This window comes from Burkholderia metallica, from assembly GCF_902832845.1.
In the GTDB taxonomy this organism is placed as follows: domain Bacteria; phylum Pseudomonadota; class Gammaproteobacteria; order Burkholderiales; family Burkholderiaceae; genus Burkholderia; species Burkholderia metallica.
Map to the genome: position 1 here is coordinate 16,805 of NZ_CADFDB010000004.1, position 19,225 is coordinate 36,029.

Genomic DNA, 19,225 nt, shown 5'->3' on the forward strand with positions numbered 1-19,225 from the left:
GGAAAGCGTCCGGCGTATCCGGGCTGGCGGCAAGGCAGTCGTCGATTCGGGAGCGGTTCGAGGCGAGTCGACATGATTCGTTATTTCCTCGCCAAAGGCGACCGGGGCGGTAACGCGGTGATCACGGAAGGGCTGGGGTTCGTCACGTGTTCGAATCCACCGCCGAGCGTACAGATCGCCACGCTCTACATGAAAACCTACTGCACGGCTTGCAAGCAGGAAGGGTTCATTGCGCAGGCAGGGCCGCGACTGCCTGGTACGGCGCCCAATGGGCAGCAGTGGGCATTGAGTGGAGATGTCAATGCATGTGGATGTAGTCCGCCCCCCGTGTTTTATGCCGAGCGCGGCATGAAGATGATTCTGACGTCAGAAGCTGCGGCAGTCGCTGAGAAAAAACAACGAATTGCAGAGATCGATGAAAAAAGGCATACCGCCGCGACACGATCTGACGCCGCTCCTACCTATGACGAACAGGTACGCGTCTGCATTGGCACCACGCTGCCGCAGAATTACCCGTATTTGATCGAAATGGCCGATGGGCGCACGATCGCCGGGCGCGTCGATATCAACGGCCGGTTGCCGCGCATTCATACCGAGATATCCGGGAGTTATCAAATATATTGGGGTGAGGATGCGCTTGCCCACCAGGACTGGACGCCATGCCCAACAGATCGATAACGGTGAGGGGAAACACGACCCCGCTTTCAATCAAGGTCGTGCAGCTTCGGGCGGTGAGGTTCAGCGAGCTATGGGATGCCTACCCATCGGATAACCCGTATGACGACGCTGCTTAAACCAACCAATGTGCAATACGCGTGAGTGTTGCCCTGCATCGCGTCGGGGTCGACATGAAGTCGTTTTCGTCGAAGCTGGTCAGGCCGCTCGGTGGGCAGCCGAGTATTGGGAGAATACTGATCGACGGGAAGGCGACGGCGACACGTGCTAATGAACTTGGGTCGTGGCTCAAGTTGCAGCCATTTGCCGGTCTCGGAAAGGCGGAGGCAATTACCGGGGCGAACTGGGAGGAGAAAATAACGGGACGTACAGGCATTGTCATGTTTGACGGTTACTGGACGCGCGCCGGCGAGTCAGAATCGAATGCTAGCGGAGGGCATATTGATCTCTGGAACGGCACTCGAATAACGATGAATGGCGTCTGGGGCGCGACCACCACGATAGGGCGTTATCTAGGGATAGCATCATTTCGGCAAGGGGCAGCTGTCCTGCCAAGCCTCAGCTATTCCGACTTCGGGAGATCGAATTCAATCTGGTTTTGGGAGATCGAGTGAAGCGATTCGCGATTACGCTTTCTGGAATCTTCGGGGGCTTGCTATTGACCTGGCTCTACCTTGATGCATACAGCCTTATAAGATGGCCGGAGACTTCAGGCGCGCCGGCGCGGGGATGCTACGAGATCGACAAATGCCCGATGTCGTGGTGGCAAGGGCTGCTTTTTTTTACGTACTTGTTTGCGCCGGCGGTGTTCTTCGGCGCCATCAATGCAATAGCGTTTAGGCGTTGGTCACGCAAAAGATGGAGTGCAGCGATCGGAATCGGGACCCTGCTCACGGGTCTGCTTTATCTTGAACCCTACCTGTCCCGCTTGCTTTAGCGCTGCTCGCAATGACGGAGCGATCGTGTGCCGGTGCCCCGCCAAACGACTCAATGCTCTTCCAGCCGCTCCAGCGCGTTGAGGTTTTCCTCGGACGTCGACACAGCGTCCTGCCCTTACACCGAACACCAAAAATTTAGCTGGTGAAGTCGCGCACGTTTGTGGCCCGGATACTGCAACGCATACGATATCCATCACGCCCAAGTTATGTGAACTGCCGGACACAAGTGCTGGTACGTTTGACTCGATGCAGCTCACCATTGTTCACGAGTGTGTGCATTTTATGGACACGTTCGGCGCGCTCGATTACAAGAACACCTATGGACAATTTCTCAGCAGACGCCTCGCAAAAGAAGAACCGGCAATGGCGATCAGGAACGCGGACAATCTTGCTTGGTATATCTTGTGCGTTGATTAGCCTTTCGGCGTTGTGTGCTTCGAGTGCGACGTTTGCTTGTAGTTTTGCTTTGCAATATCAGGGCAAGCTTGAGCGCGATGTTGTGTCCATTTCAAATTCAGACCGGATCGCGCTCGCCAGTTTGTTGATTACCGTTCGAAGTAGCGTCGCAAACGACGGTCCTGTCGTGATCTACGGCTATGCGGACGAGCGCGAACGCAACCCGGTTGTAGTCGCGCTCAGTCGAGCAAATGCAGTTAGGTCTTATCTGCTCGATCTCGGTGTTTCAAAGGACCGAATTAATATCGAATCGAAAATCTGGCGACGGGATTCCGTTGTTCCGGCCGGTAAGCGCAATCAGATAGAGGTCGAATTTATTCCTGCATGTTCGCCGGGCAGCTGCGAGAATCCGTGTGGTATCGCGTTTCCGGTACAGGAACAATGACGGCAAAACATACGCATGTGAGGCGCCGCTCGCGGAGCGCCTGCTTCTTTGCGAAGAGGGCGGCGGAAATGGCGGAGGTGCCGACGGCGGCTCGAAGCTGGGACCGGCGATCGGACTCGAATGCAGACCTCTCAGTTTTTGTTGAGAGGTTGCATGTCCGGGAAGTTCAATGGGGCGGCACGGAATTGCCACAATCTTCGCTGTTCTAGGCGTTGCAAGCTTTTGGTGGTGGTCGGCAATCGATGTCGAAATCTGCAGACATTTTCCGCGATCCTGCGTGGTGACGGGCTGCAAGGAGATCGACGCCTGCCAAGTCAATTTCGTGGATGGTTTGGTGCTCGTGGCGACGATCCTTGGGCCACCGATCATTTTTTATGCTGCAGCCATCTTGTTCTCACGCAAGCAACGTCATTGGACACGATGGACCGTATTGCCGTGTTTGCTTGTCGCGGTGCATTGGTCCGTTATGCTTTTTTGGCGACTGTGGTAGCTCAGGAATGCGTGGAGTGGGAGCGCGGTTATTTTGCGCTGTTCTTCAGTCGCGGCAATGGCATGGCGAATATACGGTGATCTGCTGCTGATGACGCATTGTGTCCGGTGCGGAGGGGATGCTGATGGGCTTGCTTCACCTTGAGCCTATGTTTTATTTCTTATCTGGCGTCGTGGGCGCTTTCCGATCAAATGAAATTGTTGGAACCCACCATCGGTGCAATTACTGGCTCGGTTATGGCCACGCTCGTTTGTTGGGGCGGGTTGTATCTGTTCGGCGTTTTGATTCTTCACGGGAGAGGCAGTCTGTTCGATACGCAACCTCAAGTGGCCAACCTGTTTTTTACCGGTTGGTTTGTGTCAGTGGCTGTGGTCTCGGTAATCGGCGGCTGGCGTGGGTGCGTATGGGGGCGAAACCGGGAAAGAAAAAAGCGGAAAGGAGATTGAGGTGCGCCCGCCCATGCCCCGCAACCGATTCCGCTTGACGGCGATCGATGAACGGGGCGTCAGGTCACGCGCGTCAGGCCGCCATGGTCCCGACGGCTCGCGCCAGCACCCGCGCGAGCCGAAGAACCATCACATCACGGCGCGACAACCGGATGCTTCAGCGCATGCGCAGTCTCGATCCACTGCGCGTGGAACTCGTCCTCGTCGGGCTTGAGCCCAAGCTCGCCGTTGCGATAGGCCATCGCGAGCGTCTGCACCGCTTCCGGCAGCTCGTGCTCCGCGGCGCGGCGATACAGCGCCAGCGCGCGTGCGTCGTCGCGCGGCACGCCGCTGCCGTCGCGGTACGCGTTCGCGAGCATGAAGTCAGCAGCCGGGATGTCCGCGCGCGACGCGACGTCGAACCAGTGCGCGGCCTGCACGGGATCGGCGGCGACGCCGTAGCCGCTGCGATAGATCAGCCCGAGGTAGTACGCGGCGGCCGGGTCGCCCTGCGCGGCCGCTTCGCCGAGCAGCGCGCGAGCGCGAGCGTAGTCCTTCGGGATGTCGCTACTGCCGAGCAGCAGTGCCTTGCCGAGCGCGAGCTGCGCGCGCCGGGCGGCCGGCGCGTCCGCTTTGCCGCGTGCCGTCGCGGCCGTTTCCAGCCAGCCGCGCCCCTCGTCGCGCAGCCCCGGTTCGCGCGCATCGACGAGCGCGATGCCGAGCGCCGCCTGCGCGTCGCCCGACCCGCGGCGCGCCAGCGTGCGCAATTGCGCGAGCGCGTGCGGCTCGGTCGCCTGCGTGACCATCGCCTGCCACTCGTCGAGCTGCGCGGCGCTCGGCGCGGGGCCGGCGCCGCGCAGGCCTGCCGCCGCGACGACGGCCGCGACCGTCACGGCCGCCGCCGCAAGCAGCGCGGCCGGCGGGAGTTTTGCGCGCAGCAGGCGCCGCGCGGCAGCGGCGGCGCCGCTTTCGGCCGGCCGCATCGTCCGGATCGGTTGCATCGCGTGTTTCATTGCGTGAGGTCGATTTCGTAGGTGGCGAGGTTCTTGCCCGAGCCGTCGTCGGCCGCGACCTGCGTGATGCCGGTCAGGCCGGCCGCCGCCGCGTCGCCGAGGCGGTTCGGCGCGGACGCGAACTGCACGTGCGCGACCGAGCTCGCGAGCTTCGTGAAGCGCCAGCTGCGCTGCGCGCCGTCGGCCGCGCGCGTGATCGCCCCGCGCTTCTTGATGAATGCGATCAGCACGTCGCGGTTCGCATCGGGCGACGCGAAGATCGTCTTGCTGCCGTCGAGCCCCGGGAAGTTGCCGCCGCCGCTCGCCCGGTAATTGTTGGTCGCGACGATGAACTGCGCGTTCGGATCGATCGCCGCGCCCTTGTACGTCAGGTTCCTGATGCGGCTGCCCACCGGCTGCGTGACGTCGATTTCATACGCGAGATCGGCCGACGTGAACATGTCGAAGTTGTAGCCGGGGAACGTGCTGACGAGCGGCTGCACGGTCGCCTTGGTCGGGTCGATCCGGTTGAAGCGCTTCGCGGCCGTCTCGAGCCAGTTCTTCACGTCGGCGCCGCTCACCTTCACCGCGTACACGGTGTTCGGGTACAGGTACAGGTCGGCCGCGTTGTTGATCGCGAGCGCGCCCGGCGCGACGTCGGTGTAGTCGGTGCCGCCGCCGAAGCCGCTCTTGAACGGCGCGCTGACCGACAGCACCGGCAGCGACGCGTATTGCGGCAGGTTCGCCTGCACGTAGGTCTTCACGTAGTCGGCCTGCGCCTCGTTGACGATCTGGATCGCGCCCGGATCGCCGACATCCGCGAAGTACGAGTTCATCCGGTAGTCGGTCGAGCCGATCGGCGTCTTCACGTAGTCGATCGTCGCCTGGTGTTCGGCGGCGATCGCGGCGGACACGGAAGGATCGGCGGCGACGTAGCTCTTGTCGGCGTTCTGGATCGGTCGCGCCTCGACGGTCGTCTGCGACTTGTCGACGCTCCACGTCTTGCCGTCGAACTTCAGGCCGAGCTTGATCACGCCGAGGTGCTTGCCCCAGTAGTTGGCCATCACGGTCGGCACGCCGTTGACGGTGCCCTTGACCTTGTCGACGCCCGGCAGGTTGAACTGCGACACGGTGCTGTTCGCGTCCGGGAACACCTGGTGCGAGTGGCCGATCAGCAACGCGTCGATGCCGGGCACCTTCGACAGCCACCAGCTGCCGTTCTCCATCGTCGGCGAATACGCGGAATTGTCGAGGCCGCCGTGCGAGATCGCGACGACGAGATCGGCGCCCTTCGCGCGCATTTCGGGAATGTATTTCTCCGCGGCTTCCTTCAGGCCGGTCGTGTAGACCTTGCCGTCGAGCCAGCGCTTGTCCCAGTTCATGATCGCGGGCGGCGTGAAGCCGATGATGCCGATCTTCACGGGCGCGCTGACCGTCTTGCCGTCCGGCGTCGTCGCCGTCACGGTGCGCGTGAGGATCGTGTACGGCGTGAACAGCGGCGCGTTGGTCTTCGCGCTGATCACGTTCGCGAGCACCTGCGGGAAGTTCGGGCCCGCGCACTTCTTCTGCTGGGCCGGCGCCGGCAGGCCGTCGACCTCGAACGTGTTGCCGGTCACCTGCGACAGGTACGGCAGCCCGTAGTTGAATTCATGGTTGCCGATCCCGCCGCCGTCGAATTTCGCGGCGTTCATCACCTTGTAGATCGCGAGCGTCTGGTCGCAGCCGACCGGCTTCACGAGCGCCTGGTAGTCCGACAGCGCGGTGCCCTGGATCGTGTCGCCGTTGTCGAGCAGCAGCGTGTTCGGGTACTGCGCGCGCGCCTGCGCGATCAGCGTCGACACGCGCTCGAAGCCGAGCGAATTGTCGGCGGCGAGCTTGAAGTAGTCGTACGACAGCACGTTGGTGTGCAGGTCGGTCGTCTCGAGCAGCGCGAGCGTGGCCGTCGTGCCGACCGGGGCCTGGGCCGCCGGCGGCGTCACCGGCGGCGACGTGACGTCGTCGCCGCCGCACGCGGCGAGGATGAAGGCGAGGCTGGCGAGCGCGGCGAGGGCCGGCACGCGACGGCGGGAAAGCAGCGGGAAACGCATCGGTTGTCCTGTTCGGTGTTCTGTTTATTGAAATGCGAGGTCGCGACGAATGGCGGCGCGGGGCGCCGACGGCCTGATGTGCGGCGCGTGAGAGTATCGAAAGGAAACGTGACGGAAGAATGAAAGGCGGCGAAACCGGCAACGGGCAACGGGGCGGCGGGTTTCGGGCGAAGCCGGGGCGGGCGCGCCGGCCCGGCGTCACGGCCGTGCGACCCCGGCCCGGCGCCCCGCGGAAATCCTCACGTCGCGTGGGCGGGCGGTTCGCTACAATGGCCGCTGTCACCTTTTTGCAAACAACCTGCCCGTGGACTTCGAGACTCCTCCCGGCCTGTCGGTCGACGCCGGCGGCCAGGGCCAGACGGTGCGCCTGTACGGCCAGTGGACCGCCATCGCGCTCGCGCGCAATCGCGGCGCGGTCGCGCGCCGTGTCGCGAGCGTCGCGTCCGCCCGCGTGAGCGAATGGGATCTGTCCGGCATCGAGCGGCTCGACCACGTCGGCGGCCAGGCGCTGTGGCGCGTGTGGGGCCGCAAGCTGCCGGCGGGCGTCGCGCTGAGCGCCACGCAGCGCACGATCTTCGAGCGTATCGAGCGGCTCGACAGCCAGCGCGAGGCGCCCGAGCGCGTGGTGCGCGTCGATCCCGTCACGCGGCTCGGCCAGGCGATCTTCCGGTTCGGCGAACACCTGCAGGGCGGCATCGCGCTGTTCGGTCTCGTGATCCTCGATGCGCTGTCGGTACTGCGCCGCCCGCGGACGATGCCGTGGAAGGAAACCTCGGCGAACATCTACAGCGCCGGCGCGCAGGCGCTGCCGATCACCGCGCTCGTCGCGTTCCTGATCGGCATCGTGCTCAGCTACCTGTCCGCGCAGCAGCTGCAGATGTTCGGCGCGAACCGCTACATCGTGAACATCCTCGGGCTGTCGGTGATCCGCGAGCTCGGCCCGGTGCTGTCGGCGATTCTCGTCGCGGGCCGCTCGGGCTCGGCGATCACCGCGCAGATCGGCGTGATGCGCGTGACCGAGGAGCTCGACGCGATGCGCGTGATGGGCATTCCGCACGGGCTGCGGCTGATCCTGCCGCGCGTGCTCGCACTCGGCGTCGCGATGCCGCTGCTCGTGATGTGGACCAACATCATCGCGCTGACGGGCGGCGCGCTCGCCGCGAAGCTGGTGCTCGGGATCGACGTCAACTATTTCGTGCGCTCGCTGCCTGGCGTCGTGCCGATCGCGAACCTGTACATCGGCGTCGGCAAGGGCGTCGTGTTCGGCATGCTGATCGCGCTGGTCGCCTGCCATTTCGGCTTCCGGATCAAGGCGAACTCGCAAAGCCTCGGCGAAGGCACGACCACGTCGGTCGTCACGTCGATCACGGTCGTGATCCTCGCCGACGCGGTGTTCGCGATCCTGTTCCAGAACGTGGGGCTCGGATGAACGCTTCGAACGAAACGACCGCGCATGCCGCGGCCGTCGGCACCCGGCCGGCCGATGCCGACGACCTCGTGATCGAGGTGCGCAACCTGACCAAGCGCTACGGGCGCAACATCATTCACCAGAAGCTCGACTTCGACGTGCGACGCGGCGAGATCGTGTCGATCGTCGGCGGCTCGGGCTCCGGCAAGACCACGCTCGTGCGGCAGATCCTCGGGCTGGAACGGCCGACCTCGGGCACGATCAAGGTGTTCGGCGACGATACCTCGACGATCGACGACGCCACCGCGCGGCTGATGCGCACGCGCTCGGGGATGCTGTTCCAGCAGGGCGCGCTGTTCTCGTCGATGACGGTGTTCGACAACGTCGCGCAGCCGCTGCGCGAGCTCGGCCGCGTGCCGCCGGATCTGCTGCACGACATCGTGATGCTGAAGCTCGAGATGGTCGGGCTGCCGTGCAAGCACGCGTCGAAGATGCCGGCCGCGCTGTCGGGCGGGATGGTGAAGCGGGTCGGCATCGCGCGCGCGATCGCGCTCGAGCCCGAGCTGCTGTTCCTCGACGAGCCGACGGCCGGCCTCGATCCGCAGGCGTCGGACGAATTCGTCGAGCTGATCGCGACGCTGCACCGCACGCTCGGGCTGACCGTCGTGATGGTGACGCACGACCTCGACACGATGGTCGCGCTGTCGACGCGCGTCGCGGTGCTGGCCGACCGCAAGGTGCTGGTCGCGGCGCCCGTCGAGGAAGCCGCGAACGTCGACCATCCGTTCATCCACGAATATTTCCTGGGGCTGCGCGGGCGTCGCGCATTGCAGGCGCTGCCGCCCGAGCGGCGCGCGAAGCTGCCGAAGGCGGCCCTCGAACCGGCGCTGTCGAGCGTCGAGCTGTAACAGGCAAGGACAAGGAACCCTCTGATGGAAAACAAATCACATGCGTTCTGGGCCGGCCTGTTCACGATCGCGCTGACGCTCGCGATCGCGGGCACCGTGTTCTGGTTCAACGTCGACCGCACCGTGCGCGTGCCGTACGACCTGCTCGCGCGCACCAACGTGACGGGGCTGTTTCCCGATGCGGCCGTGCGCTTTCGCGGCCTCGACGTCGGCAAGGTGCAGTCGATCGGCTTCGACCGCGCGCATCCGGGCCAGATCCGGATCCGCATTCTCGTCGACCACGACGCGCCGATCACGCAGTCGACCTACGGCAGTCTCGGCTTCCAGGGCGTGACGGGCATCGCGTTCGTGCAGCTCGAGGACACGGGCCGCGACCTGGCGCCGCTGCCGTCGTCGGCGAAGGCGATCGCGCAGATTCCGATGCGCCCGAGCCTGTTCGACCAGATCCAGGAGCGCGGCGACGTGCTGCTGCGGCAGCTCGAACTGGCGGCGAAGAGCGCGAACGCGCTGATGTCGCCCGAGATGCGCGAGCAGTTGCGCGCGACCGCCGAAAGCCTGCAGCACGCGGCCGACGGCGCCGCGACGCTGACGAAGCAACTCGGGCCGGCGGTCACCGCGCTGCCGGAAACGATGCACGAGGTGAATCGCGCGATGGCGTCGGCGAACACGCTGATGCAGCCGAACGGGCCGCTCGTGTCGAATCTGAACAAGGCCGGCACGGCCGCCGAGCAGGTCGGCGTCACGCTGAACGCGCTCAACGCGCGCGTGCAGTACGACACGCTGCCGCGCTTCAACGCGCTGGCCGACAGCGTCGGCGACGCGTCGCGGCAATTGAAGGACGTGGCCGGTGAACTCGGCCGCAATCCGCGCAGTCTGTTGTTCGGTTCGCCCGGCGCGGCGCCGGGGCCCGGCGAAGCGGGCTTCGTCTGGCCGGGTGCGACGGCCGGGAAGTGACACACGGCAGCAGCCATCGATCGTCCGGCCGGAAGCGGCCGGCCATGACGTCAATCGAAACCGCAAACATCATGCAGGAACACGCCATGCCACGAATCCTTGACCGCGCGCTGCGTCCGGCGGCGTCCGCAGTTGCCGTGCTGACGCTTGCGCTGGCGGCCGGCTGCGCCGGCAACAGCGCGGTGCTGTCGAACGTCCGCTACGACCTCGGGCCCACGTCGTCGGTGGTGACGGCCGGTTCGGGCCCCGCGCTGAAGGTGCTCGACGTCGCTGCGCCCGACGCGCTCGATTCCGACAAGTTCGCGTACCGCCTCGCGTACGCGGATGCGCAGCACGTGGCCGTCTATCGCGACAGCCGCTGGACCGCGCCGCCCGCGCAACTGCTCACGCAGCGGCTGCGCGGCGCGCTGTCGTCGCGCGGCGCGGTGCTCGACGGCTCCGACGGCGTGCGCGCGCCGACGCTCAAGGTCGACCTGAGCGAATTCGAACAGGTGTTCGACGGCGAGTCGCAGAGCCACGGCGCCGTCACCGCGCGCGCGACGCTGACGCAGGACGGCAAGGTGCTCGGCCAGCGCACGTTCGTCGCGCGGGCGCCGTCGAGCACGCCCGACGCGGCGGGCGGCGCCCGTGCCCTCGCGGCGGCGAGCGACGAGCTGGTGTCGCAGATCGCCGCGTGGGCCGGCATGCAGGCATACGCGGGCACGCCGTGACGCGTGCCGCGCAGCCGCGATGAGCGCGACCGGCACGCCTCGCGCATCGCCGCTCGCGCGGCAGGCCTGTGCCGCTTACGCGGCGCTCATCGTCTACGCGTCGCTGTATCCGTTCCACGGCTGGATGTCGCTCGGCATCGGGCCGTTCGACTACCTGTTCGCGCCGATGCAGCGCTACGTGACCGCGTTCGACGTGGTCACGAACGTGCTCGGCTATCTGCCGTTCGGCGCGCTCGCCGTGCTCGCGCTGCACCCGCGCCGGCGCGGCGTGGCCGCGACGCTGATCGCGGCCGGGCTCGGCGTGCTGCTGTCGGGCACGATGGAAGCGCTGCAGACGTACCTGCCGACGCGTGTCGCGTCGAATCTCGATCTCGGCGCCAATGCGCTCGGCGCACTGCTGGGCGCGGCGCTCGCCGCGCCGGCCACCGGTGCGCTGCTCGATCGCGGGGCGCTGCGCCGGCTGCGCTTCGCGTGGTTCGAGGACGACGGCGCCACCGCGCTGCTGCTCGCCGGGCTGTGGCCGTTCGCGATCCTGTTTCCGTCGCCGTTCCTGTTCGGCATCGGCGACTGGCCGGCCGCGTTGTGGGAGCGCGCCGACGCGTCGATGCAGGAAGCGCTGCTCGCGTGGCTGCCGGCTGCGTGGCAGGCGGGCGAATGGCCCGAGCGCGTCGACGGCTGGCTGTCCGATTCCGGGTGGGAGGCCGCCCTCGGCGGGCTGATGCTGTTCGCCGCGCTGACGATCGCGTCGCTCGCGATGCGGCCGCGCGCGCCGCGGGTCCGGCTCCTGATCGCGCTCGTCGTCGCGACGCTCGTGCTGAAGGCGGGGGCGACGTTCATGCAGTCGGCCACCGGCCTCGTGGTCGTGTGGGCGACGCCCGGCGCGCGGCTCGGCATCGAGCTCGGCTTCGCGGCCGCGCTCGTCGCGCTGCGCGTGCCGGCGACCTGGCGCGCGATGCTCGCGGCGCTCGCGCTGCTGGCCGGCGTGGCGCTCGTGAACCTGCTGCCCGTCAATCCGTTCTTCGACTTCACGCTGTCGGGCTGGCGGCAGGGCCGCTACGTGCATTTCAACAGCCTCGCGCGCTGGCTCGCGTGGATCTGGCCCTACGCGGCGCTGATCTGGCTCGGCCAGCGCGTCGAGCACGCGTGGCTGCCGGTCGCTCGGCGGCGCTGACACGGCAGCTTGGGCGCCGCGGCGGCGGCCGTATCGCGGGCAGCCGCGTGCGCCGCTCGCTATAATCGTCCGCATCCTCCGTTGCCGCCCAGCGCAACGGCAATCCATCGCCCCTCTTTCCGCACGGTCTCGCGCCGGGCCGCTCGTCATCATGGATTCCTACTACCAGCACCACGTCTTCTTCTGCCTGAACCAGCGCGACCCGGGCGCCGAACGCCCAAGCTGCGCGCAATGCGACGCGCAGACCATGCAGGAATACGCGAAAAAGCGCGTGAAGGAGCTCGGCCTCGCGGGGCCGGGCAAGGTTCGCATCAACAAGGCCGGCTGCCTCGATCGCTGCGAGGAAGGGCCGGTAATGGTCGTGTATCCGGAAGGCACGTGGTACACGTACGTCGACCAGGCCGACATCGACGAGATCGTCGAATCGCATCTGCGCGACGGCAAGGTCGTCGACCGCCTGAAGATCTGAGCGGGCCGGCCGAATGAACGTTCACACGCAGAAATCGCTGATCGCGGGCCCGGTCGGGCAGATCGAAATCGCGGTCGACCTGCCCGACGCCGTGCGCGAAGGCGGCGCGGCGCCGCGCGGCATCGCGCTCGTCGCGCATCCGCATCCGCTGTTCGGCGGCACGATGGACAACAAGGTCGCGCAGACGCTGGCGCGCACGCTCGTGCAACTGAACTACGTCGTGTTCCGGTCGAACTTCCGCGGTGTCGGCGCGACCGAGGGCGTGCACGACAACGGCACCGGCGAGGCCGACGACCTGCTCGCGGTGCTCGCGCACATGCGCGCGCAGCCCGCGTATGCGGACCTGCCGCTCGTGCTCGCGGGCTTCTCGTTCGGCACGTTCGTGCTGTCGCACGTCGCGAAGCGGTTGCGCGACGCGGGCGAGACGATCGAGCGTATGGTGTTCGTCGGCACGGCCGCGAGCCGCTGGCAAGTGGCCGACGTGCCCGAGAACACGCTCGTGATCCATGGCGAAACCGACGACACGGTGCCGATCGCTTCCGTGTACGACTGGGCGCGGCCGCAGGAGCTGCCGGTTGTCGTGATCCCCGGCGCCGAGCATTTCCTGCATCGCAAGCTGCACGTGCTCAAGCGCATCATCGTCGACGCGTGGCGCTAGCCGGCGCGCGGGTGCCGGCAGGGCGCCCGCGGCCCGCGCGTTGCGTCGCCGGCACGCCGCCCCTCCGGCATGCGCCGAAAGCACACGTCGCCCGCGCGACATCGCGCCGCAGCGTGCGGCGCACCGCGACTTCCACCTCGGCTGCACACGCCTTTCGCGCACCTTCGCGTGCGATGACGTGCGGCTTGCCGGTTCCCTGCGCGCGATGCCGATGTGCGGCTCTCCGGCGCGAGGTTCGCGAAAACGCCCGGCGCAGCCACGTATAATGGCCGCAATCCGCGTCGCCCGCGGCCCGGCTGGGCCCATGCGGCGCTCGGTTCGCCGCCTGTCCGCCCGCTCGCGACGGCCGCGAACCGAACGCGCCCGCACGAGTCCAACCGGCGCGTTTCGCGTCGCCCGACGAAGTCGGGCGAGTGCCCGAAACGCCCGCCGCCTTGCCGTTCAACCCTGCGCGTTTCGCACCGCACTTTCTGCCATCAGCCTGAATCGATCATGCGTCTGTCTTCCCAAGGCCTCAAGTCCCTCGCTTCCTCCATCGCCTTCGGCACCGCCGCGCGCAACGTCGCGCTCGGCGTGATGCTGCCCGTCGCGCTCGCATCGACGATCGTCGTCGCCGAGGCGAAGCCGGCCGCCAAGGCAAAGGCCGCGCATGCAGCGCCGGCCGCCGCCGAACAGTTCACCGGCGCGCCCGCGACCTACATGCCGGGCGCGGTGCCGCCGCCGGGCGTGAATGCGCGCTCGTGGGTGCTCGTCGATGCGACCAGCAACACGGTGCTCGCGTCGGGCAATGCCGATGAACGCGTCGAGCCCGCATCGCTGACGAAGCTGATGACCGCGTACCTCGTGTTCGAGGCGCTCGACAAGAAGAAGATCTCGATGGAGCAGATCGTCACGCCGAGCGACGCGGTGCGCCGCGTCGGCCGCGACGAGTCGCGCATGTTCATCGAGGCGAACAAGCCGGTGTCGGTGCACGACCTCGTGTACGGGATGATCATCCAGTCGGGCAACGACGCCGCGATCGCGCTGGCCGAACTCGTCGGCGGCAGCGAAGGGCAGTTCGTCACGATGATGAACGACGAGGCGCAGCGCCTCGGCATGAAGGGCACGCACTTCGCCGACGTGAACGGCATGCCCGACCCGAACCACTACACGACGGCCGGCGACCTCGCGAAGCTGTCCGCGCACCTGATCCGCGATTTTCCGCAGTACTACAGCATCTTCTCGGAGAAGGAATTCAAGTACAACAACATCCGCCAGGGCAACCGCAACCGTCTGCTGTGGCTCGACCCGACGGTCGACGGCCTGAAGACCGGCCATACGCAGGCTGCCGGCTACTGCCTGATCGCATCGGCGAAGCGCGCGATTCCGGGCGTGGACGGCCAGCGCCGCCTCGTGTCGGTGATGATGGGCGAGCAGAAGGAAAGCGAGCGTACGCAGGACAGCATGAAGATGCTGAACTACGGCTACAGCGCGTTCGATTCGGTGCGCCTGTTCAAGGGCGGCCAGGCGATCTCGACGCCGCGCATCTACAAGGGCAAGGACAACACCGTGCAGGTCGGCGTGAAGAGCGACCAGTGGGCGACCGTGCCGCGCGGCCTCGGCGACAAGGTCAAGACCGAGGTCGACGTCAACGCGCCGCTGATCGCGCCGCTCGCGGAAGGCCAGCAGGTCGGTACCGTGAAGATCGTCGCCGACGGCAAGACGCTGTCCGAATTCCCGGTCGTCGCGCTGCAGGCTGTGCCGGAAGCGGGTATCTTCGGGCGTATCTGGGACTCGATCCTGCTGATGTTCAGCAAGAAGAAGTAAGCACGACGGGCCTTTCTTTTCACGACTTCATCCCCATCTGTCATAACCATGAGCCAAGCCGAATTCGAACCGATCGTCTACCTCAGCGTGTCGTCGCAGGAGGAACTGGTGCCGCTGTCGGAAGCCCGGGTGCCGGTGCTCGACCGTGGGTTCATCTTCGGCGACGGCGTGTATGAAGTCGTGCCCGTTTATGCGCACGACGGCGCGCACGTGCCGTTCCGGATCGAGCAGCACCTGGAGCGGCTCGCGCGCAGCCTGAAGAAGATCGGCATCGACAACCCGCACGACGCGGCCGGCTGGCGCGCGCTGATCGAGCGCGTCGTCGCGGCGAACGCCGAAGGGCTCGGCGACGGCAATGCGCTCGTCTACCTGCAGGTGACGCGCGGCGTCGCGAAGCGCGGCCACGCGTTCCCGGCGCACGCGGTGCCGACGGTGTTCGCGATGACGAGCCCGTTGCGCCTGCCGTCCGCCGACGAGCGCGCGAAGGGCGTGCGTTGCGTGACGGCGGAAGATCGCCGCTGGCTGCATTGCGACATCAAGTCGATTTCGCTGCTCGGCAACGTGCTGATGGCGCAGCATGCGGCCGAACGCGATGCGTTCGAGACGCTGCAGTTGCGCGACGGCAACCTGACGGAAGGCTCGTCGTCGAACGTGTGGATCGCGAAGAACGGCGAGCTGCTCGCGCCGCCGCGCAGCAACAAGATCCTCGAGGGGATCCGCTACGCCCTCGTCGAGGAGCTGGCCGAGGCGTGCGGCATCCGGTTCGTCGCGCGCGAGATCAGCGAAGTCGAGTTGCGTTCGGCGGACGAAATCATGATCACGTCGGCCACGAAGGAAATTCTGCCCGTCACGTCGCTCGACGACCTGCCCGTGCAGGGCGGCAAGCCGGGCCCCGTATTCGCGGCGTTGTACGACGCGTACCAGCGCGCGAAGGCGCGCGAGTTTGAACAGTTTGACCTAACCCGGAGAAAATGATGAGCGAACCGACCAAAACCATCGAGGTGACCGGCGCGATCGATACCCGGAAGGAGTCGCTGCTGGAGTTTCCGTGCGATTTCCCGATCAAGATCATGGGCAAGGCGCACCCCGAGTTCAAGGACACGATCTTCAAGGTCGTCGCCGTTCACGACAACGAGATCGACGTCGAGAAGATCGAGGAACGTGCATCGAGCGGCGGCAATTACACGGGCCTCACGATCACCGTGCGGGCGACGAGCCAGCAACAGCTCGACGACATCTACCGCGCACTGACCGGCCATCCGATGGTCAAGGTCGTGCTCTGAGCGCCCGCCATCCTCCTTCCTGCGCGCACTCGGCGGGGGTCTTCCCCGCCGCGCGCCGCGCGTCCAGCTCGTCGCACAGCCGTTTGTATTCGGCCACTTCCTGAAGCAGCCAGGCCCTGAACGCCTGCACGCGCGGAGCGTTCAGGAGCGGCGGCGGACACACGAAAAAATAGTGCCACGGGCTCGGCCCGTCGATGTCGAACAGGCGCACGATGCGTCCGTCGAGCAGGTCGTGCACCGCGAGCGAGCGGCGGACCAGCGCGATGCCCTGGCCGTCGATCGCGGCCAGCAGCAGGTTCGACGAATCCTGGTACAGAATCCCCCGCTTCGGCTCGGTCAGCGTCTTGAGCCCGGCCGCGTCGAACCACGGGCGCCACAGCTCGTCGTCCGAGCGCAGTAGGGTGTAGTGCACGAGATCGGCGGGCGTTTGCGGCAGCTTGCCGCCGTTCAGCGTCGGTGCGCACGCCGGAAAGAACACCTCGTCGAACAGCGGCTCGACATGCAGCCCCGGATAGTTGCCCTGGCCGAAGCGGATCGCGAGATCGACGTCGTCGCGCGCGAAATCGGTGAGCGTGTTGGTCGACTGCAGCTCGACGTCGATTTCCGGATGCCGCTCGATGAACGTGCCGATGCGCGGCGTGATGAAGCGCGCGGCGAACGACGACAGCATCGACACCACCAGCCGCCGGTCGCGATCGCTCGCGCGCACGTCGCGGGTCGCGTCGGCGATCACCATCAGCGCGGTGCGGATCTGCTGCGCGTAGCGCATGCCGGCATCGGTCAGGCACAGCCGCTTGCCGTTGCGCGTGAACAGCTGCACGCCGAGCTCCTCCTCGAGCGCGCGCACCTGGTGGCTGACCGCGCCGTGCGTGACGTACAGCTCGTCGGCGGCGCGCGAGAAATTCTCGTGACGGGCGGCGGCTTCGAACGCGCGAATCGCGTTCAGCGCAGGGAGCTGGCGGAGGTCCATTTGCTAATTTTCCTCACATCGACGTGAAAATTGGTCGTTTTGTCGGACGCCTTGAAATGACTACGATTGTAGCCATCGAAGCATTTATTGGCGGAGTCGATCATGCAAGAAATTTCTTCAAGCATCACGTTCGAAATCCCCGCGGGCGAAACCGTGCCGATGAAGGTGCAACGCAGCACGCGGCTGGTGGTGCAGCGCGGGCCGGTGTGGGCGACGCGCAGCAACGACGTCAACGATTACTTCCTGGTCGACGGTGAAACGCTGAAGCTGCGCCGCGGCGAGCGGCTGTGGCTCAGCGCGGAAGGCCGTGAGGGCACGTGCGTGGCATTCTCGGTGTCGCGGCCGCCGCGGGAAGTCGCGCTCGGCGGGCTGGCACGGCTGCGCGAACGGCTGTCCGCGCTGCTCCATGACGGATGGCGCACCGTCTGACCGTCATTTCGTCCGACGGATACCGGCGATCCGTCCCCGTCCCCAGGCCGGCGAGACCCACGGGTTTTCGGTAAACTACCGCCCATGTCCGTTTCGCCGGTTTCCATCGTGTCCACGCCTGTCGCCGTCTCCGCATCGCCCGCCGGGTCTCCGGATCAGCCGGCCCCGCCGGTCACCGTGCGGTGGCGGGGCGTCGAGACCTACGAGGCGAGTTTCGACGCAATGCGCGCGTTCACCGACACGCGCACGGCCGACACCGGCGACGAGATCTGGCTGGTCGAGCACCCGCCCGTCTACACGCTCGGCCAGGCCGGCGACCCGGCCCACCTGCTGGTGGCCGACAGCGGCGTGCCGCTCGTGAAGGTCGACCGCGGCGGGCAAATCACTTACCACGGCCCCGGCCAGATCGTCGCGTACCTGCTGCTGGACCTGCGCCGGCGCAAGCTGATGGTGCGCACGCTCGTGACGAAGATCGAGGAGGCCGTGATCGAAACCCTCGCGGCGTATAATCTCGCTTCGGTCCGCAAGGCGGGCGCGCCCGGCATCTACGTGGCATCCGGCGTGCACGAGGGCGCGAAAATCGCGGCCCTCGGCCTGAAGATCCGCAACGGCTGCAGCTATCACGGGCTGAGCCTGAACGTGAAGATGGATCTGCGCCCGTTTCTTGCGATCAACCCGTGCGGCTATGCCGGACTGGAAACCGTCGACATGGCGAGCCTCGAGGTTGCCGCCGACTGGAACGACGTCGCCCGCACGCTGGTGCGCCGTCTGATCGCCAACCTCGACGGCGCGTCCGCAGCCGCCGACAAGCCGCACGCACTGGAACAACATTCGAATGACTGACGTTACCGCTTCCCCCGCACCGGCCGATTCGGCCGCCACCGCTGCCTACGATCCGACCGCCAAGCAGAAGGCGCAGGCGAAGACGGCGCGCATCCCGATCAAGGTCATTCCGATCGAGAAGCTGAAGAAGCCCGAGTGGATCCGCGTGAAGGCGGCCACCGGCAGCTCGCGCTTCAACGAGATCAAGACGATCCTGCGCGAGCACAACCTGCATACGGTGTGCGAGGAAGCGAGTTGCCCGAACATCGGCGAATGCTTCGGCAAGGGCACCGCGACGTTCATGATCATGGGCGACAAGTGCACGCGCCGCTGCCCGTTCTGCGACGTCGGCCACGGCCGTCCCGATCCGCTCGATGCGGATGAACCGAAGAACCTCGCACGCACGATCGCCGCGCTGAAGCTCAAGTACGTGGTGATCACGAGCGTCGACCGCGACGACCTGCGCGACGGCGGTGCCGCCCATTTCGTCGAGTGCATCCGCGAAGTGCGCGAGCAGTCGCCGGACACGCGCATCGAGATCCTGACGCCGGACTTCCGCGGCCGTCTCGACCGCGCGATCTCGATCCTGAACGCCGCGCCGCCGGACGTGATGAACCACAACCTCGAAACGGTGCCGCGTCTGTACAAGGAAGCGCGCCCGGGTTCGGACTACGCGCACTCGCTGAAGCTCCTGAAGGACTTCAAGGCGCTGCATCCGGACGTCGCGACGAAGTCGGGCCTGATGGTCGGCCTCGGCGAGACCGAAGAGGAAATCCTGCAGGTGATGCGCGACCTGCGCGCGCACGACGTCGACATGCTGACGATCGGCCAGTACCTGCAGCCATCCGAGCACCACCTGCCGGTGCGTGCGTACGTGCATCCGGATACGTTCAAGATGTACGAGGAAGAGGCGTACAAGATGGGCTTCACGCACGCGGCCGTCGGCGCGATGGTGCGTTCGAGCTATCACGCCGATCTGCAGGCGCACGGGGCCGGCGTGGTCTGAGCGCCGTTGCTTCGTTCGTCGTCGGACGAACCCGAAAAAGCCCGCGGCGATGCGGGCTTTTTCGTTGGTGCGGCGGCCATCCACGCCGCCGCACGACAATCGCCATCCGACCGGACGCGCGATCCGGTCGAACGTGAAAAGCAAAGCTGAAACGGCATCGATAGCTTCGCACGATAAGTTCGC

Annotated in this window: 20 protein-coding genes and 1 pseudogene; 18 read left to right on the plus strand and 3 right to left on the minus strand. The window is 66.3% G+C overall.

Annotation, left to right across the window (positions count from 1 at the left end; all coding sequences use genetic code 11):
* Nucleotides 1-72: 72 nt before the first annotated feature.
* The 5 genes and pseudogenes from HWX08_RS34375 (at nt 73) to HWX08_RS12900 (ending at nt 3,024) form a co-directional block, all read left to right on the plus strand.
* Entirely contained in the window at nt 73-678 is a 606-nt protein-coding gene (locus tag HWX08_RS34375; protein ID WP_244122797.1) for a PAAR domain-containing protein, read from the plus strand.
* Nucleotides 660-1,289, plus strand: a pseudogene (locus HWX08_RS12885) (type VI secretion system amidase effector protein Tae4). The gene HWX08_RS34375 and the pseudogene HWX08_RS12885 overlap by 19 nt, the downstream one beginning before the upstream one ends.
* Nucleotides 1,290-1,805: 516 nt before the next feature.
* On the plus strand, nt 1,806-2,030 hold the full coding sequence (locus HWX08_RS12890) for a M35 family metallo-endopeptidase (RefSeq protein WP_244122798.1): 225 nt from the start codon (nt 1,806-1,808) through the stop codon (nt 2,028-2,030).
* Entirely contained in the window at nt 1,933-2,454 is a 522-nt protein-coding gene (locus HWX08_RS12895; protein ID WP_174923206.1) for an OmpA family protein, read from the plus strand. Before HWX08_RS12890 ends, HWX08_RS12895 begins: the two co-directional genes overlap by 98 nt.
* Nucleotides 2,455-2,607: 153 nt before the next feature.
* A complete protein-coding gene (locus HWX08_RS12900) occupies nt 2,608-3,024 on the plus strand; it encodes a hypothetical protein (RefSeq protein ID WP_174923208.1) in 417 nt (138 codons plus the stop codon).
* 500 nt (nt 3,025-3,524) lie between these two features.
* On the opposite strand, the gene HWX08_RS12905 is transcribed toward HWX08_RS12900, so the two are convergent.
* Entirely contained in the window at nt 3,525-4,370 is an 846-nt protein-coding gene (locus HWX08_RS12905; RefSeq protein ID WP_175807122.1) for a tetratricopeptide repeat protein, read from the minus strand.
* Nucleotides 4,371-4,378: 8 nt separating this feature from the next.
* Nucleotides 4,379-6,448: a bifunctional 2',3'-cyclic-nucleotide 2'-phosphodiesterase/3'-nucleotidase gene (locus HWX08_RS12910; protein WP_174921512.1), complete on the minus strand. Its 2,070-nt coding sequence runs from the start codon at nt 6,446-6,448 to the stop codon at nt 4,379-4,381.
* Nucleotides 6,449-6,752: 304 nt separating this feature from the next.
* Between HWX08_RS12910 and HWX08_RS12915 the strand changes: the two genes are divergently transcribed.
* The 10 genes from HWX08_RS12915 to HWX08_RS12960 all read left to right on the plus strand — a co-directional run bounded on the left by HWX08_RS12915 (nt 6,753) and on the right by HWX08_RS12960 (nt 15,815).
* Nucleotides 6,753-7,877, plus strand: a complete 1,125-nt coding sequence (locus HWX08_RS12915) for an MlaE family ABC transporter permease (RefSeq protein WP_069257683.1) — start codon at nt 6,753-6,755, stop codon at nt 7,875-7,877.
* Nucleotides 7,874-8,764: an ABC transporter ATP-binding protein gene (locus HWX08_RS12920; protein ID WP_107311203.1), complete on the plus strand. Its 891-nt coding sequence runs from the start codon at nt 7,874-7,876 to the stop codon at nt 8,762-8,764. The genes HWX08_RS12915 and HWX08_RS12920 overlap by 4 nt, the downstream gene beginning before the upstream one ends.
* Before the next feature lie 24 nt (nt 8,765-8,788).
* The gene (locus HWX08_RS12925; protein WP_069257681.1) at nt 8,789-9,718 is read left to right on the plus strand and encodes an MlaD family protein; all 930 of its coding nucleotides are present in this window, start codon (nt 8,789-8,791) and stop codon (nt 9,716-9,718) included.
* A gap of 71 nt (nt 9,719-9,789) precedes the next feature.
* On the plus strand, nt 9,790-10,428 hold the full coding sequence (locus tag HWX08_RS12930) for an ABC-type transport auxiliary lipoprotein family protein (RefSeq protein WP_425128480.1): 639 nt from the start codon (nt 9,790-9,792) through the stop codon (nt 10,426-10,428).
* Between the two features lie 19 nt (nt 10,429-10,447).
* Entirely contained in the window at nt 10,448-11,599 is a 1,152-nt protein-coding gene (locus tag HWX08_RS12935; RefSeq protein WP_069257680.1) for a VanZ family protein, read from the plus strand.
* Nucleotides 11,600-11,750: 151 nt separating this feature from the next.
* On the plus strand, nt 11,751-12,068 hold the full coding sequence (locus tag HWX08_RS12940; protein ID WP_006485233.1) for a (2Fe-2S) ferredoxin domain-containing protein: 318 nt from the start codon (nt 11,751-11,753) through the stop codon (nt 12,066-12,068).
* 13 nt (nt 12,069-12,081) lie between these two features.
* Nucleotides 12,082-12,726 (plus strand): alpha/beta hydrolase, encoded by a 645-nt coding sequence (locus HWX08_RS12945; RefSeq protein WP_021157030.1) that lies wholly within the window; start codon nt 12,082-12,084, stop codon nt 12,724-12,726.
* A 492-nt stretch (nt 12,727-13,218) separates the two neighbouring features.
* Complete coding sequence (locus HWX08_RS12950; RefSeq protein WP_069257679.1) at nt 13,219-14,532, plus strand: D-alanyl-D-alanine carboxypeptidase family protein; 1,314 nt, start codon at nt 13,219-13,221, stop codon at nt 14,530-14,532.
* 48 nt (nt 14,533-14,580) lie between these two features.
* The gene (locus HWX08_RS12955; RefSeq protein ID WP_069257678.1) at nt 14,581-15,507 is read left to right on the plus strand and encodes a D-amino acid aminotransferase; all 927 of its coding nucleotides are present in this window, start codon (nt 14,581-14,583) and stop codon (nt 15,505-15,507) included.
* Nucleotides 15,507-15,815 (plus strand): HP0495 family protein, encoded by a 309-nt coding sequence (locus tag HWX08_RS12960; RefSeq protein WP_057928637.1) that lies wholly within the window; start codon nt 15,507-15,509, stop codon nt 15,813-15,815. Before HWX08_RS12955 ends, HWX08_RS12960 begins: the two co-directional genes overlap by 1 nt.
* On the opposite strand, the gene HWX08_RS12965 is transcribed toward HWX08_RS12960, so the two are convergent.
* Complete coding sequence (locus HWX08_RS12965; protein WP_174921510.1) at nt 15,799-16,785, minus strand: transcriptional regulator GcvA; 987 nt, start codon at nt 16,783-16,785, stop codon at nt 15,799-15,801. The genes HWX08_RS12960 and HWX08_RS12965 overlap by 17 nt on opposite strands.
* A gap of 102 nt (nt 16,786-16,887) precedes the next feature.
* Here HWX08_RS12965 and HWX08_RS12970 point away from each other — a divergent pair, with 102 nt between their 5' ends.
* From HWX08_RS12970 to lipA, 3 genes are all read left to right on the plus strand, one after another.
* Nucleotides 16,888-17,214 (plus strand): DUF2917 domain-containing protein, encoded by a 327-nt coding sequence (locus HWX08_RS12970; RefSeq protein WP_069258080.1) that lies wholly within the window; start codon nt 16,888-16,890, stop codon nt 17,212-17,214.
* Nucleotides 17,215-17,298: 84 nt separating this feature from the next.
* Nucleotides 17,299-18,057, plus strand: coding sequence for a lipoyl(octanoyl) transferase LipB (gene lipB / locus HWX08_RS12975; RefSeq protein ID WP_174921509.1), 759 nt, complete (start codon nt 17,299-17,301; stop codon nt 18,055-18,057).
* Entirely contained in the window at nt 18,050-19,042 is a 993-nt protein-coding gene (gene lipA, locus HWX08_RS12980) for a lipoyl synthase (RefSeq protein WP_107311207.1), read from the plus strand. The genes lipB and lipA overlap by 8 nt, the downstream gene beginning before the upstream one ends.
* Nucleotides 19,043-19,225: the final 183 nt, after the last annotated feature.